The organism is Enterobacter sp. BIDMC 26 (genome assembly GCF_000534435.1).
GTDB classification, from domain to species: domain Bacteria; phylum Pseudomonadota; class Gammaproteobacteria; order Enterobacterales; family Enterobacteriaceae; genus Enterobacter; species Enterobacter ludwigii.
Genome location: NZ_KI973182.1, coordinates 4474955 through 4487869 on the forward strand (window position 1 = coordinate 4474955; position 12915 = coordinate 4487869).

A 12915-nucleotide genomic window follows, 5' to 3' on the forward strand; every position below is an offset into this window, starting at 1 on the left:
CGGAGGCGCAATGAACGTGAAAAACCCCATGACGCTGCTGCGCGATATGGCGCAGGAGACGTTGACGGAAACCACCCGCGCGCTGGGTGGGGCGCAGCAACAGCTTCAGCAGGCGATGATCCAGCACGAACAGCTGCAGCACTACGAGCAGGAGTACCAGCAGTCCCTGCGTCAGGGGATGATGGGCGGCGGCATGTCGGTGGCGGATCTGGTGAATCACCAGTCCTTTATTTTGTCGCTAAAGCAGGTGGTGAAGCAGCAGGAAGGCCACGTTAACGCCTGCGAAAAGGCGGTGGATAAGGTCAAACAGAACTGGGTGCAGAACAAGCAGCGCCTGAACGCGTTTGAAAGCTTGATTGAACGCCGGGCGACGGCGCAGGCGTTGGTTCAGAGCCGACATGAACAAAAGCTGATGGATGAATTTGCTCAGCGCGCCGGACAAAAGAGAGAAAGGCTATGAACATTGATATGGCCGCCCTGTTACTGGGCGGCGGAGCGCAGGGCAAACCGAAGGCCGGGTTGCTCGCAGACGACGGCTTCAGCCTGGCGCTGGACGACAAGCTGGCGGAACTGGCGCAGCTTTTCCCGGGGCTTGACCCCCAGGCGCTGGCAGCGCTGCCGGAGGCCGCACTGGCGGGGGCTGGCTTGCCCTCGGAGTTACTGGCGGAACAGCTCACCGTAGAGGTACAGGAAACAGTGGCAGACGGTCTGCTGCTGACGGCGACGCCGGGGCTGGGAGAGGCCCTGAAAGGGGTTTCTCTGGCCGACGGCGAAGGTGAAGAGAGCCCGCAGTGGCAGCTGCAGCAGCTGGTGACCCGCAGCGTCACCGGGGCAGAGCCGGTTCAGCCTGCAAATGGCATAGTGAGCGGCAAAACCTCTGCGCAGGAGGGCAAAGCGGTATCTTCCCTGATGGCCGCCGCCGATAACGCGCCTGCGGCAAACGCCGCACCGCTGATGGCGCAGCCCGCAGCGGTGAGCGGTGAGGCGATGGTCACGGCAGAGATGTCTGCGACCTCCACGGTGAGCGCAGTGGCGCTGCCTGCCGCCGTGCGTACCTACGTTACCCATGCCCCACAGCAGGTGGCCACCATTAACCATCCGCCGGAAGCGCCGGAGTGGAAGCAGTCGGTCAGCCAGCATATCGCCCTCTTTAGCCGTAACGGGCTGCACAGCGCGGAGATCCGCCTGCATCCGGAAGATCTGGGGTCGCTGCAGATCTCCCTGCGCATGCAGCAGGATCAGGCGCAGATCCATATTGTCAGCGAACATGCGCATATCCGCCACGTCATGGAGCAGGCCATGCCGCAGCTGCGTGCCGCGATGGCGGAATCGGGTATTCAGCTCGGCCAGGCCAACGTGAGCGCGGAAGAGCAGCAGTTTGCCGCCGGTGAACAGGGCCAGCATGCATCGGGTGACGAGCACGCCGCGCAGGAAGGGGAAGAGCAATCGGTTGAAGAGGAGATCGTGCCGACTTTATTAACCACCACCCCCGGAAATATATACGGCATTAATACCTTTGCCTGAAACGTTGAATTAGCTTCAGGAGTGAAATTTTATCGCCTGATTATCAGGATGATGATATGGACTACAATGTCCGCCATATTGACCCGAGGGTAATTAACTGCCCTCGCTTATTTATCAGGTATACGTTCAATGAGTAATAAAAATAAAAAGGTCGCCAGCGGCGGAGGGTCTCGCTCGTTTCTGATTACGTTCATGTTTTTGACTGCCGTTGCGGCGTGCGGTGTTTCCGGCTACCTGTTCTGGGAAATGAAATTCGCGAAACCGGCCGCCGCCGTTGCGGAAGAGGGCACCAGCGTGCCCCCCGAACCGGTACAGGTTGAGCCGCTGTATGCCTCGATGAATACCTTCACCGTGAGTCTGAAACCCACGGCGAATGAATCGGATCGGGTGCTGTATCTGGGCCTGTCGATTCGGGTGGCTGAGCAGCAGTCGCTGACGGTGCTGGAAAAATATTTGCCGGAATACCGCAGCCGCATATTTATGTTGTTAACCCATCAAACCTACGAAGAGTTATCGACGGATGAGGGCAAGCGTCGCCTGATGAATAATATTCAGGACGAACTGGCTAAACCGTTGGCATTTAACCAGTCCATTCGCGTCACTGACGTTCTTATTAACGAATTTATTCTGCGGTAATTATTATGGCTGACAGCTTTTTATCTCAGGATGAGATCGACCGGTTGCTCAACGCGGATGCGGACAGCAGCAGCGATCTGCATAGCACCCGGCCCGATGCAGGGATAAAACCCTACGATCCGCATACCCAGCGCCGGGTCATTCGCGAGCGTCTGCATTCGCTGGAAATCATTAACGAACGCTTTGCCCGTCAGTTCCGTATGGGGCTGTTTAACCTGCTGCGCCGTAGCCCGGACATTACGGCGGGGAACATTAAGATCCAGCCGTATCACGAGTTTGCGCGCAACCTGCCGGTACCGACAAACCTGAACCTGCTGCACCTTAACCCGCTGCGCGGTACCTCGCTGATGGCGTTCTCGCCGGGGCTGGTATTTATGGCCGTGGATAACCTGTTCGGCGGCGACGGTCGTTTCCCAACCAAGGCCGACGGCCGCGAGTTCACGCCGACCGAGCAACGCGTGATCCACCGCATGCTGTCGATGGCGCGCGAGGCGTACGAATTCGCCTGGAGTTCGATCTATAAAATCAAAACGGAGTACATCCGCTCTGAAATCCAGGTGAAGTTCACCAACATCACCTCGTCGCCGAACGATGTGGTGGTCACCACGCCGTTTTCGGTGGAGATCGGTTCGCACCGCGGGGAGTTCAATATCTGTATTCCCTTCAGCACCATCGAGCCGCTGCGCGAGCTGTTGAGTAACCCGCCGATGGACAACTCCCGGCACGAGGACTCCCACTGGCGCGGCCTGCTGGCAAGCCAGATGCGGGAAACGGAGCTGGAGCTGACGGCGCGCTTCGCCGATATCGGCACCCGGCTTTCCAGCGTCATGCAGATGAAAAAGGGCGATGTGATCGCCCTGGATAAGCAGGAGTTTATCGAAGCCAGCATAGGCGGTGTGCCGGTGTTCACGGCCCGCTACGGAGCGGTGAACAATCAATATGCCCTGAAGGTCGAGCAGATGATTCAGCCTTCATTACTTTCATTAAACAAGGAGTAATTTCCCCATGAGCGATATCAACACCTCATCGGGTTCTGACGATCAGTCCATCGATAATCTTTGGGGTGAAGCAATGACCGAACAGCACGCGGCGGGAATTACCGACACCATGGCTGCACAACCCTTCTCTGACGAGCTGAACCTGATCCTCGACATCCCGGTAAAAATGACCGTGGAGCTGGGGCGCACCAAGATGACCATCAAAGAGCTGCTGCGCTTAAGCCAGGGGGCGGTGGTCTCTTTGGACGGGCTGGCGGGGGAACCGCTGGATATTCTGATCAACGGGTATCTGATTGCACAGGGCGAAGTGGTTGTGGTCTCCGATAAATTCGGCATTCGCATTACGGACATTATTACACCGTCCGAGCGCATGCATCGTCTGAGCCGCTAATGAACGCCACGAACTCCCTCCCGGCCAGCGGCCCGGTGCTGATGACGGTCACCGGAGCGCTGGCGCTGGTCGTCCTGCTGCTGCTGGTGCTGGCCTGGGCCGCCCGCCGCAGCGGCCTGGCGCGTCGGCTGAATGACGCTCAGGGCACGATGACCCTGGTGGCGACCCAGTCGCTGGGGCCGCGCGAGCGCCTGGTGCTCGTGGACGTGGGCGAGCAGCGCCTGGTGCTGGGCGTGACCGCCTCGCAGGTGACCTGCCTTGCCACGCAGGCGCGCCCGGAAAACGCGCCGCAGGCCAGCACGCCCGCGGCGACGTTCCCGCTGATGCTGGAAAAGCTGCGCCAGAAATACCGTCCGGGAGGTGAGCAGTGAACCGTCATCTGCTGTTGGCGCTCGGCCTGATGTTGCCCGCCGCCGGTGCGCTGGCGGCCAACGGTGACATCACCCTCGCCCAGCCTTCCGGGGAGGGCGGCTGGACGCTGCCGGTACAAACCCTGCTGCTGTTGAGCGGCTTTACCTTTATCCCTGCCGTGCTGCTGATGATGACCGGGTTTACCCGCATCGTCATTGTGCTGGGGCTGATGCGTAACGCGCTGGGCACACCTACCGCGCCGCCAAACCAGGTGCTGGTGGGGCTGTCGCTGTTTTTGACCATTTTCGTTATGTCTCCGGTGTTCAGCCAGATCTACGAAAAAGCCTGGCAGCCGCTGCAGGAAAACAAAATCACCATGGAGGTGGCGCTGACGGAAGGGGTAAAACCGCTGCGTGCGTTCATGCTCGACCAGACGCGCGAAAGCGATCTGGCGATGTTTGCCCGTATCGCGAAGACGCCGGATATCGCCACGCCGGAAGAGGTGCCGCTTAGCATTCTGGTGCCAGCGTTTATCACCAGCGAGCTGAAAACCGCGTTCCAGATTGGCTTTACCATCTTTATTCCGTTCCTGATTATCGATCTGGTGGTCGCCAGCATTCTGATGGCGCTGGGGATGATGATGGTTCCGCCGACCACCATTGCGCTGCCGTTCAAGCTGATGCTGTTCGTGCTGGTCGATGGCTGGCAGCTGCTGGTGGGCTCGCTGGCGCAAAGCTTTTACAGTTAGGAGAGACCCATGACCCCGGAAAGCGTAATGGTGATTGGTATGCAGGCGATCAAGGTAGGGCTGATGGTGTCAGCCCCGATGCTGCTGGCCGCACTGGTCATCGGTCTGATCATCAGTATTTTGCAGGCTGCCACCCAGGTCAACGAAATGACCATGACCTTTATCCCGAAAATCCTGATGATTGTCTGCGTTGCGGTGGCGCTTGGCCCGTGGATGATGAAAATCTTTATCGAATACACCCGCGCGGTGTTCGCCAGCGTTCCCTACGTGATCGGCTGATGGCCTTCGGACTTCCCCTCGACCAGCTCTACGGGCTGGTCAGCCACTACTTTTTTATTATGGTGCGCATTGCCGCGCTGCTGCACGTTGCGCCGGTTTTTGGCGAAAAGGCGATAAGTGCCCGGCTGCGCGCGTGTCTGGCGCTGCTGACGGCGATCCTGATCGGCGGCACGCAGCCCGACGCGCAGGTGGGCCTGTACTCCTGGGAAGGGGTCTGGGTGCTGGCGAAGCAGGTGATTATCGGCGCGGCGATGGGGCTGACGCTGCAGCTGCTGTTTGCCGCCGTGCGTATGGCCGGTGAGATCATCGGCATGCAGATGGGGCTGTCGTTTGCCACCTTCTTTGACCCCGGCGCCGGGAACAGCCCGGTGATCTCGCGTTTTCTCAACCTGTTGGTGACGCTGCTGTTCCTCGCTTTTAACGGCCATCTCTGGCTGCTGGCCGTGCTGGCGGAGACCTTCCAGACGCTGCCGGTTGACGCCACGCCGCTGCATGCGGGCGGGTTTATGTACCTGGTCACCCATGCGGGGATTATCTTCAGCCAGGGGCTGATGCTGGGGCTGCCGATTATTGCCCTGCTGCTGTGCATCAACTTTATCCTCGGGCTATTAAATCGCCTGACGCCGCAGCTCTCCATTTTCGTGATTGGCTTCCCGCTGACGCTGACCTTCGGCATGCTGGCACTGTTCCTGATTGCCGAAACGCTGGCACCCTTCTTTGAGCGCCTGATGGCCACCGGGTTTGACCTGCTTGCGGGGCTGATTCAGGCGCTGGTGTAACCTCAGTTCATGCAGGCGATGCGGGCGACGGTTTCCGTACCGGAGGCGAGCACTTTTCCGTCCAGCAGGTAGACGGTGCTGGTGGCCACTTCACCCGGTTTGATTTGCGGGAAAATATAATCAGTCACGTCTTGATCCGCGGTCTGGTCGCCAAGCTTGCGGTGCTGGCTGGTAGCGGTCAGATGGAGCCGTTTACCCGACAGTTCAACATCGTAACGCACTTCACGGTTCACCGCTTTCGGCAGTCCGTCGCGTTTGCCGTCTTTAAAATGGCTGATACTGCCGATATAGGTGGTATGCCCGCTGAACAGACCGTCGCGACAGGAGCGATAAATGCCGCGCGCCAGCGTTGCGTTGTAGTCGTCCTTAATCACGTAGTAGGAGGTGGGGGGATACACTGCGAGGCGTATTTTGAGGTCTGAAATCCGTTCAGCGCCATACCGCCCAGCCCGGCGACCATCCAACCCATAAACAGCAGGGTGAGCGGGGATTTAATAAAGGCGAAAATAGAACGATTCGCGGTCATTCCCTGAATCCTTAAAGGGTTGTTGGAAGGCAATAAGCCCCTGGAACTGGCTCATTTTTCAGAGTCGGTGGTGACGTACAGCGCGGCAGCCAGTTTTTCGATGGGGCGGCGGTCCAGCACGTGACTGGTATAGGTTTGGAGCGTGGACTCGATCAGGGCGCGTTGCGTCTGTTTGTCCTACTGCACCATCACCTGGGTACCGGGCGGCACGCAGGGGCCATTCCAGCGCGCAAAGTGGACCGGCAGCGGGCTAAAATCGACGATCCCGCTCAGGGGCGTGCGCAGCCACCGGCGGCACGTCAGGCACTGCCGGTTCATCCTGCGCGGGCAGATGGGCGGTCTGCGCAGGCGGCGGCAGTTCGCTGCTGGCTTCCCGCACGAGCAGACGATAGCCGCTGCGCGTTACGGCGATAAGGGTGATGTCTTCCTGCAGATCCAACTGGGCGAACGCGCGACGCAGCTTGGTGATCATCACCCGGACGCTGTTGTCGGTCACTTCCACTCATGCACTGCGCCAGCCGATCTACATCAGCTGTTCCTGGGACAGCACCTCGCCCTGCGCCTCGGCCAGTGCGGTGAGACACAGGCACGCGCTCTGGGGGAGGGTAACGGTCTCTTGCTTATCCGTCCGGGTAAGTTCTCGGGTCTGCTCATCCAGCGTTAGTGACGTTCCAATCGCGATAGGGTTTGGCATAGATATTTGATTCTTCTGGTGTAATGGACATCGCTTCTGGCTAGTGTAATTAATAGTAATGAATGCACGGTATTGCTAGCCGAAGGCCAGAGCGACATGCTTTTTATGTCTTGCGTCATATTTTTGCAACCACTACGTAATAACAGCCTTAACAGGATTAATGTTATTAATCGGGATCTTATTAACCCTGTAAAGCGTAATGTTTTGAGGGATTTTAGTTTAATTATATTAAAACCAAGCATTTACAGTTATGGTGGTGGAAATGGGCATCCGTAGCGTTGATAATGAGACGCTGTTATTACTTCAAATTAATAATTTTTAATCTGTATAAATTTATTAATTGTGGCGGGAATGAGGCCGTGGCGGTTGCGAATGAAGTCAGCAAATTTATACTGAGCAAAGACAGGATATTGAATTTATTACACAGTATTTATTTTCTTTACAAGGATGACCGATGGTATCTGTTAAGCATTTTATGCAAACGTCCGATTTGCCCGCCATGTTTCCCGTATTTATCTGTCGTCTGGTCGTCGGGATATTTTTCTGTACCGCCGGGTTTAATAAATTATTCGTAACGGAAAACCAGCTGCTGATGGTGGATACCCTGCAAGACGCGGGGATCCCTTTCCCGGACGTGATGGCGGTCGTCGTCGCTTTTCTGGAATGCAGCATGGGGCTGCTGTTGACGCTCGGGTAATTCAGCCGCGTTAGCGCGCTGGTACTGATGATTATCAGCACCGTGGCGCTGGCAACTATTGGTATTTATACCATTCCGCACGGGCTTAATTTGATTGCCTGGTTGAGCTGGCTCTTTTATCTGCCCGAGACGCTGTATATCGTGCTCTGTCTGTTTCCCCTGACCTGGGGCGGCACGCTTTGTAGTCTTGACGGCTGGCTGGTGAAACGCTGGCAGAATGTGTGCAAAATTGTTTTTGTGGAGGAGTAACACAAGTGTGCGGTTATCAACGGCTTGAAGAGCATATTTACTGACGCCTGCATAATAAAATAGCCCTGTAGAGGTCGCGTTGTGCTGCCATTAAAAGAACAGGGCTGTTGTCATGGTTTTTATCGTTATTTTAGTCGTTATTTTTATTACCCTGGTGATTCTGGTGCAGGCTGGGGTCATGCCCTGGTTTATTCGCATCGAGGGGCAGCGTCTGAGCACGCAGGTTGATGCCCTGGCCACCCAATTACGTAAGCAACTCGACAGGGTTGAAGCACAGCAGCGTTCAATGACCGAAAGTGTGGTCACCCTGAAAAGCTTTGCGCTGGATAAAAGTGCTCCTGGCGATACCGATCCCGGCGAAGAGGTGAGCATAAGCCGACGATTTTCAATTCACTGGTCAAAGAGATCGGCGAGCGTCTTGGCGGTCGTGCCTGGATGGTGGATGACACCGGGCGCATCGCCGGTGATGCCGCCGGTGCGCCGACGGTTAAATCTCTTAACGATGCCAGCCGGGCGAAGGGTTACGGCATACCCGTTTTCGCAGCGCCAGCGGCGAACATACGCTGGTGGTGACGCCCATTGCTGAGACACCGTGGCTGCTGACCATTGATGTTCCCACCCGCCGACTGGGCGAACGCCCGGGCATACTCCTGCATAAATCGTGGCCGCTGGCGGCCTTGCTGCTGGTCTCCACGTTGACTCTTCTGCGCAGCCTGAATCTGCACCTCTCCCGCCTCAACGAAGAACTCCCGTCGCAGCTGAAAACCGAGCAGGGGGCGCATTTGCCGCCGCTGATGCAGGAGATTGGCGAACAGGTGGGGGGATTGCGCGGGCAGCCAGCACGATTGCTGAGGAAAACGAGCGTCTGCTGCGGGTACCTGAAGCGAACGCTAACCTCCTGGCCATGCTATGTAAAAGCACCACGGGTGTGGTTCAGGCGATGAACGCCCTGCATGATGCCGCGCTGCAAATTGCCGACAGTAGCGGCGCGCTGGTGCAACTGGCCAGCCGCTGCGCCCGTTCTTCTAAAGAACTCCGGGCGCTGGTTGACGATGCGATGATGCAGGCGCAAAGCGGGGGACCGTCGGTAACGCAGAATAACAGCGTGCTGATTAAAGAGGTTTATACGGTCGCGAATACCCTGTTTCAGCGCACAGGCAGCTAGCCGGGTGGCGCTGCGCTTACCCGACCTACCAATTTTGAAGGCCCGCACAAACGCAGCGCCGCCGGGCGAAAATCTGGAAGCCGCCTCGCAATCCCACAAGTAACCCTCTGTAATACGTGTTTTATCTTGTTATTCGTTTCTATCCCACTATAAAGTGCCGGCGTTGCGGCAATATCCGCAGCCGGGCGTGAGAACCTGAAAATACAAGGCGGTACCGAAGCGACCTGCTGGTTTGCTCCTTGTTATTCATTTCTCATCTCTCCGGGGGCTTTCATATGACGATTCTGTCCACACTTTCTTCTATCTCTCGCGACGATTTCTCCAGCAACTCATTGCCCATGACGCCACACCGTCGAGCATTCCGGACAGCTGGCAGGACACGTTTACACCGATTCACTATGCGCAGGCGCTGCCACAGACAATATTGGGAAACATCCTGCCGCAGGAGGTGAACATTGCGTTGACGGGATTACTGCACGACTTGGTGTTCCTGCTGGAGGCGTTTGTAAGGGAGCCTTACCTGCCTTCTAAAAAACAAAGCCCTCCGACTAGGAGGGCAACCGCGCGTGAGGCACGCGCGTAATGACATTTAGGGGTTACGCAGATTAACGCAGCAGGGAGAGCACGTTCTGCGGAACCTGGTTGGCCTGGGCAAGTACGGAGACACCTGCCTGCTGGAGGATGTTCGCGCGGCTCATGGCAGACACTTCTACAGAGAAGTCAGCGTCCTGAATACGGGAGCGCGCTTCGGTGGTGTTGATGATGTTGGTGTTCAGGTTCGCAATGATGGAACTGAAGCGGTTCTGAACGGCACCCAGGTCGGCGCGGAAGTCTGCAACCTGCGTGATAGCAGCATCCATGTCGGCCAGCAGACCGTCACCCACTGCAGCCCCTGCTGCTTTCTTGATTACTGCGCCATCGCCATAACCCGCGTCGGCTTTAGATGCGGAATCTACTGCGCCAGTGGAATCAAGTTTGAATGATTTCACTTCACCCGCATCATTGATTGCATAGAACGTATCCGCTGCTGCGCCAGTTGCAGAGAAGAACTGCATTCCAGAGCTCGCGACATCACCGCCGAAGAGTTCGGTTGAAATCGCATCCATCTTCACGGCATCAAGTTTCACTGGAGCGCCACCAACCTGAACATTGTCATCCGCTTTCACCAGCTTAGCATCGCTCAGTTTGGTCGGTCCGTTCAGCAGCATATCGGTATCGGCTTCATTCATTTCTACCAGTGCTGCCGACGTCAATGTATCAATCTTCTGGAAACCTGCGCCATTGGCAGCCCATGTTACCTTATCAAGATCGAGTTTATATAACTTGTCATCGTCTTTATTCAGGACGAAGGCCTCATCGTCTTTGATATAAATTTCAGGGGCGGCTGTTGCAGCACCACCTGGCATTTCTGCTTTGAGCGCAGTGATATCTGCGGCATCAATTTTCCATTTATCAGTACCACCACCTACAACCACTCCTGTGTCATCAGTCGCAGCTTTCTTATCGGCTTTGGCAGTATAGCTGCTACCTGTGCCGTTGCCTGTACCGATTTTTGCGAAGTCATCCATGAATTTATCCAGACCCAGAGTTTCCATGTCCAGTTTGTTCAGAGAAATGTCAATGGTATCTTCGTCTTTATCACCGATCTGAATAGTGATTCTATCTTTAGAGCCGTCAAAGACTTTCACGCCATTGAAGTTGGTGGTTTCCGCTACGCGCTGGATCTCTTCGAGACGGGTACCGATCTCTTTTTTGATGGAGTCCAGGTCGCTCTGGGAGTTAGTGCCGTTTTTCGCCTGTACGGTCAGCTCACGAATACGCTGCATGTTTTCTGTCACTTCTTCCAGCGCGCCTTCGGTGGTCTGCGCCAGGGAGATGCCGTCGTTGGCGTTACGTGCCGCCTGGGTCATACCGCGGATGGATGAGGTGAAGCGGTTAGAAATCGCCAAACCTGCGGCATCGTCCTTCGCGCTGTTAATACGCATACCGGACGAGAGGCGCTGAATCGCGGTACCCAGAGAAGACTGAGATTTGTTCAGGTTATTCTGAGCCATCAGGCTCAGCGCGTTGGTATTAATGACCTGTGCCATTGTTATTTCCTTCTAAGTAATAACGGTAATATGAAATATGCGTTCGTTGTTGCGCATACTTCTTTCATCGGGGGGAATAAAAAAGACTGAATTATTTTTTTGGTTTTTTTAGCAATGGCATGAAATGGCGTCAGATTTGTGGCTTATTAATAAAATGGCCAGGGCTAATGGCGGAATAAACGCACAAAATTGTCTTAACCTTTCAATTATATTGTTACGACCACTGTGAAAAATTAAACTTCCTTCTCCATTACCCGATGAGAATAGTGAAAGCTATTTCATTTCTGGAGGAACACTATATATGGCTGCAACTAATTTTCTCGGCGTGGGCTCCGGGCTGCCGTTTGACCAATGGATGGCCGACGAGCGTAAAGGCCTTTCACAAAAGCTAAATCCGTATCTGCAAAAGCAGTCAAATTATAAAGGACAGATCTCCGCGTGGGGATCGATTTCCAGCTCGCTGAGTACGCTGAAGGACAATCTCAGCAAGCTGGAAGACGAAGGGTTTAATGGCGTCAGCGTTAGCGGCAACAAAACGTTCAAAGCAACCGCGGGGCAGGGCGCGATCCCGAACAGCTACTCCATTGCCGTTAAACAGCTGGCGAAAGCGCATCAGCTTGCGATTGAGAACGACACACGCGATAACCCCATTGGTAGCAGCGGTGCGAAAGTAACCATCACCGTGAAAGAAGGCGAAAAACCGCTGGTGGTGGACTTAGCGAAAGATGAAACCTCCCTTGATCAGATTGCCAAAAAGATCAACGAGCAGAAAGGCGATGTGGTTGCGGAAGTGATGACCATAGAGGACGGTAAGCACAAGCTGGTACTGACCTCCAAAAAAACCGGTGATGCCGGGGAAATGGATATCAAAGTCACAGGCAATGCGGCACTGGAAGGGAAGATGACCGCTGCCATAGCTATGCCAGAAACTGAACCGAAAAATGCCATCATTTTACTTAATGGCAAGGAAGTCATACGCAGTTCTAACACCATTAGCGATTTAATCACCGGTGTGACGTTGGAGTTGCGTGAAGTCTCTGAAAGCGATGACAAAGACCCGGCTAAACCCGTCTACAAAGAAGAATCCCTCACCATCACCGAAGATACCTCAAAGGTGAAAACGCTGATTGAAGAGTTCGTTAAGAACTACAACAGCTACCTCACCACCGTTGCCGGTGCGACGAAGTACACCGCACCCGATCGCGACAGCAATTCTGATGCTTTGCCTCAGCCTGACCCAAGTAATGGCGCGCTGTTCAGCGATGGCTCCTTACGCCGTCTGACCAGCCAACTGAAAGCCACCGTAACCGGCAGCTATCCCGAGGTGGGGGATGTGATTCAGACTCTGGGAAAACTAGGGATTACCGTTACGTTTGATGGCAAAACCGGCGATGACCGTACAGGCACACTGGGCACGTTGACTATCGATAACAAAAAGCTTGATGCCGCCCTGAAGGACAACCTGAAAGAGGTTGAGGCGCTGTTTCTCGGCAAAGGGGGGAAAGAGGGGATTAAGGATCGAATGGATGGGATCTTTAATACCTACCTCGGGGATAAAGAGTCCATTGACAACAAAGACGGCGTCATTGAAGACGCGCTGGAAACTCTGCGTGAGCAGGAAAAACGCATTGGCAAGCAGATCACGGCCGTCGAAAGACGCATTGAAGAGACCATGCTGCGCAGAGAAAAAGAATATCAGCGTCTGGATAAAGCCATGAGCGATATGAACAGCATGAGCACCCGGTTGCAGCAGTCGCTGGCGGGGTTAATTTAATTATTAGCAATCCG

General features: G+C 55.4%; 19 protein-coding genes. 16 read left to right on the forward strand and 3 right to left on the reverse strand.

The window, feature by feature from the left end; translation table 11 throughout:
* The first annotated feature begins 10 nt into the window (after positions 1–10).
* From fliJ to fliR, 9 genes are all read left to right on the forward strand, one after another.
* The gene (gene fliJ, locus L462_RS02485) at positions 11–460 is read left to right on the forward strand and encodes a flagellar export protein FliJ (protein ID WP_032679451.1); all 450 of its coding nucleotides are present in this window, start codon (positions 11–13) and stop codon (positions 458–460) included.
* On the forward strand, positions 457–1524 hold the full coding sequence (locus L462_RS02480) for a flagellar hook-length control protein FliK (protein WP_032679452.1): 1068 nt from the start codon (positions 457–459) through the stop codon (positions 1522–1524). The genes fliJ and L462_RS02480 overlap by 4 nt, the downstream gene beginning before the upstream one ends.
* Before the next feature lie 129 nt (positions 1525–1653).
* Positions 1654–2160, forward strand: a complete 507-nt coding sequence (locus tag L462_RS02475; protein ID WP_032679453.1) for a flagellar basal body-associated FliL family protein — start codon at positions 1654–1656, stop codon at positions 2158–2160.
* A 5-nt stretch (positions 2161–2165) separates the two neighbouring features.
* A complete protein-coding gene (gene fliM, locus L462_RS02470) occupies positions 2166–3158 on the forward strand; it encodes a flagellar motor switch protein FliM (RefSeq protein ID WP_032679454.1) in 993 nt (330 codons plus the stop codon).
* A gap of 7 nt (positions 3159–3165) precedes the next feature.
* A complete protein-coding gene (gene fliN, locus L462_RS02465) occupies positions 3166–3549 on the forward strand; it encodes a flagellar motor switch protein FliN (RefSeq protein WP_032679455.1) in 384 nt (127 codons plus the stop codon).
* The gene (gene fliO / locus L462_RS02460) at positions 3549–3920 is read left to right on the forward strand and encodes a flagellar biosynthetic protein FliO (RefSeq protein WP_032679456.1); all 372 of its coding nucleotides are present in this window, start codon (positions 3549–3551) and stop codon (positions 3918–3920) included. The genes fliN and fliO overlap by 1 nt, the downstream gene beginning before the upstream one ends.
* Positions 3921–3949: 29 nt before the next feature.
* Complete coding sequence (gene fliP / locus L462_RS02455) at positions 3950–4648, forward strand: flagellar type III secretion system pore protein FliP (RefSeq protein WP_050595785.1); 699 nt, start codon at positions 3950–3952, stop codon at positions 4646–4648.
* A gap of 9 nt (positions 4649–4657) precedes the next feature.
* Positions 4658–4927: a flagellar biosynthesis protein FliQ gene (fliQ, locus tag L462_RS02450; RefSeq protein ID WP_032679458.1), complete on the forward strand. Its 270-nt coding sequence runs from the start codon at positions 4658–4660 to the stop codon at positions 4925–4927.
* Positions 4927–5706, forward strand: a complete 780-nt coding sequence (gene fliR / locus L462_RS02445; RefSeq protein WP_032679459.1) for a flagellar biosynthetic protein FliR — start codon at positions 4927–4929, stop codon at positions 5704–5706. The genes fliQ and fliR overlap by 1 nt, the downstream gene beginning before the upstream one ends.
* A gap of 2 nt (positions 5707–5708) precedes the next feature.
* Here fliR and L462_RS02440 read toward each other — a convergent pair whose 3' ends face one another.
* Together L462_RS02440 and L462_RS25625 are read right to left on the reverse strand one after the other, a co-directional pair.
* Entirely contained in the window at positions 5709–6104 is a 396-nt protein-coding gene (locus L462_RS02440) for a hypothetical protein (protein WP_255358212.1), read from the reverse strand.
* Entirely contained in the window at positions 6077–6232 is a 156-nt protein-coding gene (locus L462_RS25625; RefSeq protein ID WP_255358213.1) for a hypothetical protein, read from the reverse strand. Before L462_RS25625 ends, L462_RS02440 begins: the two co-directional genes overlap by 28 nt.
* A 142-nt stretch (positions 6233–6374) precedes the next feature.
* On the opposite strand from L462_RS25625, the gene L462_RS25230 reads away from it, so the two are divergent.
* The 6 genes from L462_RS25230 to L462_RS25650 all read left to right on the forward strand — a co-directional run bounded on the left by L462_RS25230 (position 6375) and on the right by L462_RS25650 (position 9037).
* Positions 6375–6896, forward strand: a complete 522-nt coding sequence (locus tag L462_RS25230) for a hypothetical protein (RefSeq protein ID WP_155964455.1) — start codon at positions 6375–6377, stop codon at positions 6894–6896.
* A 484-nt stretch (positions 6897–7380) separates the two neighbouring features.
* Positions 7381–7623, forward strand: a complete 243-nt coding sequence (locus tag L462_RS25630) for a DoxX family protein (protein WP_255358214.1) — start codon at positions 7381–7383, stop codon at positions 7621–7623.
* A 27-nt stretch (positions 7624–7650) separates the two neighbouring features.
* Complete coding sequence (locus L462_RS25635) at positions 7651–7872, forward strand: hypothetical protein (RefSeq protein WP_255358215.1); 222 nt, start codon at positions 7651–7653, stop codon at positions 7870–7872.
* Positions 7873–7984: 112 nt separating this feature from the next.
* Positions 7985–8458 (forward strand): hypothetical protein, encoded by a 474-nt coding sequence (locus L462_RS25640; RefSeq protein ID WP_255358216.1) that lies wholly within the window; start codon positions 7985–7987, stop codon positions 8456–8458.
* Positions 8439–8816 (forward strand): hypothetical protein, encoded by a 378-nt coding sequence (locus L462_RS25645; RefSeq protein WP_255358217.1) that lies wholly within the window; start codon positions 8439–8441, stop codon positions 8814–8816. The genes L462_RS25640 and L462_RS25645 overlap by 20 nt, the downstream gene beginning before the upstream one ends.
* Positions 8813–9037 carry a hypothetical protein gene (locus L462_RS25650; RefSeq protein WP_255358218.1) on the forward strand — a complete coding sequence of 75 codons (225 nt, stop codon included), beginning with the start codon at positions 8813–8815 and terminating at the stop codon, positions 9035–9037. Before L462_RS25645 ends, L462_RS25650 begins: the two co-directional genes overlap by 4 nt.
* A 605-nt stretch (positions 9038–9642) precedes the next feature.
* Here L462_RS25650 and L462_RS02435 read toward each other — a convergent pair.
* A complete protein-coding gene (locus L462_RS02435; RefSeq protein WP_032679460.1) occupies positions 9643–11127 on the reverse strand; it encodes a flagellin N-terminal helical domain-containing protein in 1485 nt (494 codons plus the stop codon).
* 301 nt (positions 11128–11428) lie between these two features.
* On the opposite strand from L462_RS02435, the gene fliD reads away from it, so the two are divergent.
* Positions 11429–12901, forward strand: a complete 1473-nt coding sequence (gene fliD, locus L462_RS02430) for a flagellar filament capping protein FliD (protein ID WP_032679461.1) — start codon at positions 11429–11431, stop codon at positions 12899–12901.
* Positions 12902–12915 lie beyond the last annotated feature (14 nt).

Bases quoted from the DNA above. Each gene is read 5' to 3' on its own strand.
- fliJ (WP_032679451.1), top strand. From the start codon at position 11: ATGAACGTGAAAAACCCCATGACGCTGCTGCGCGATATGGCGCAGGAG.
- L462_RS02480 (WP_032679452.1), top strand. From the start codon at position 457: ATGAACATTGATATGGCCGCCCTGTTACTGGGCGGCGGAGCGCAGGGC.
- L462_RS02475 (WP_032679453.1), top strand. From the start codon at position 1,654: ATGAGTAATAAAAATAAAAAGGTCGCCAGCGGCGGAGGGTCTCGCTCG.
- fliM (WP_032679454.1), top strand. From the start codon at position 2,166: ATGGCTGACAGCTTTTTATCTCAGGATGAGATCGACCGGTTGCTCAAC.
- fliN (WP_032679455.1), top strand. From the start codon at position 3,166: ATGAGCGATATCAACACCTCATCGGGTTCTGACGATCAGTCCATCGAT.
- fliO (WP_032679456.1), top strand. From the start codon at position 3,549: ATGAACGCCACGAACTCCCTCCCGGCCAGCGGCCCGGTGCTGATGACG.
- fliP (WP_050595785.1), top strand. From the start codon at position 3,950: ATGTTGCCCGCCGCCGGTGCGCTGGCGGCCAACGGTGACATCACCCTC.
- fliQ (WP_032679458.1), top strand. From the start codon at position 4,658: ATGACCCCGGAAAGCGTAATGGTGATTGGTATGCAGGCGATCAAGGTA.
- fliR (WP_032679459.1), top strand. From the start codon at position 4,927: ATGGCCTTCGGACTTCCCCTCGACCAGCTCTACGGGCTGGTCAGCCAC.
- L462_RS25625 (WP_255358213.1), bottom strand. From the start codon at position 6,232: ATGACCGCGAATCGTTCTATTTTCGCCTTTATTAAATCCCCGCTCACC.
- L462_RS25630 (WP_255358214.1), top strand. From the start codon at position 7,381: ATGGTATCTGTTAAGCATTTTATGCAAACGTCCGATTTGCCCGCCATG.
- L462_RS25635 (WP_255358215.1), top strand. From the start codon at position 7,651: ATGATTATCAGCACCGTGGCGCTGGCAACTATTGGTATTTATACCATT.
- L462_RS25640 (WP_255358216.1), top strand. From the start codon at position 7,985: ATGGTTTTTATCGTTATTTTAGTCGTTATTTTTATTACCCTGGTGATT.
- L462_RS25650 (WP_255358218.1), top strand. From the start codon at position 8,813: ATGAACGCCCTGCATGATGCCGCGCTGCAAATTGCCGACAGTAGCGGC.
- L462_RS02435 (WP_032679460.1), bottom strand. From the start codon at position 11,127: ATGGCACAGGTCATTAATACCAACGCGCTGAGCCTGATGGCTCAGAAT.
- fliD (WP_032679461.1), top strand. From the start codon at position 11,429: ATGGCTGCAACTAATTTTCTCGGCGTGGGCTCCGGGCTGCCGTTTGAC.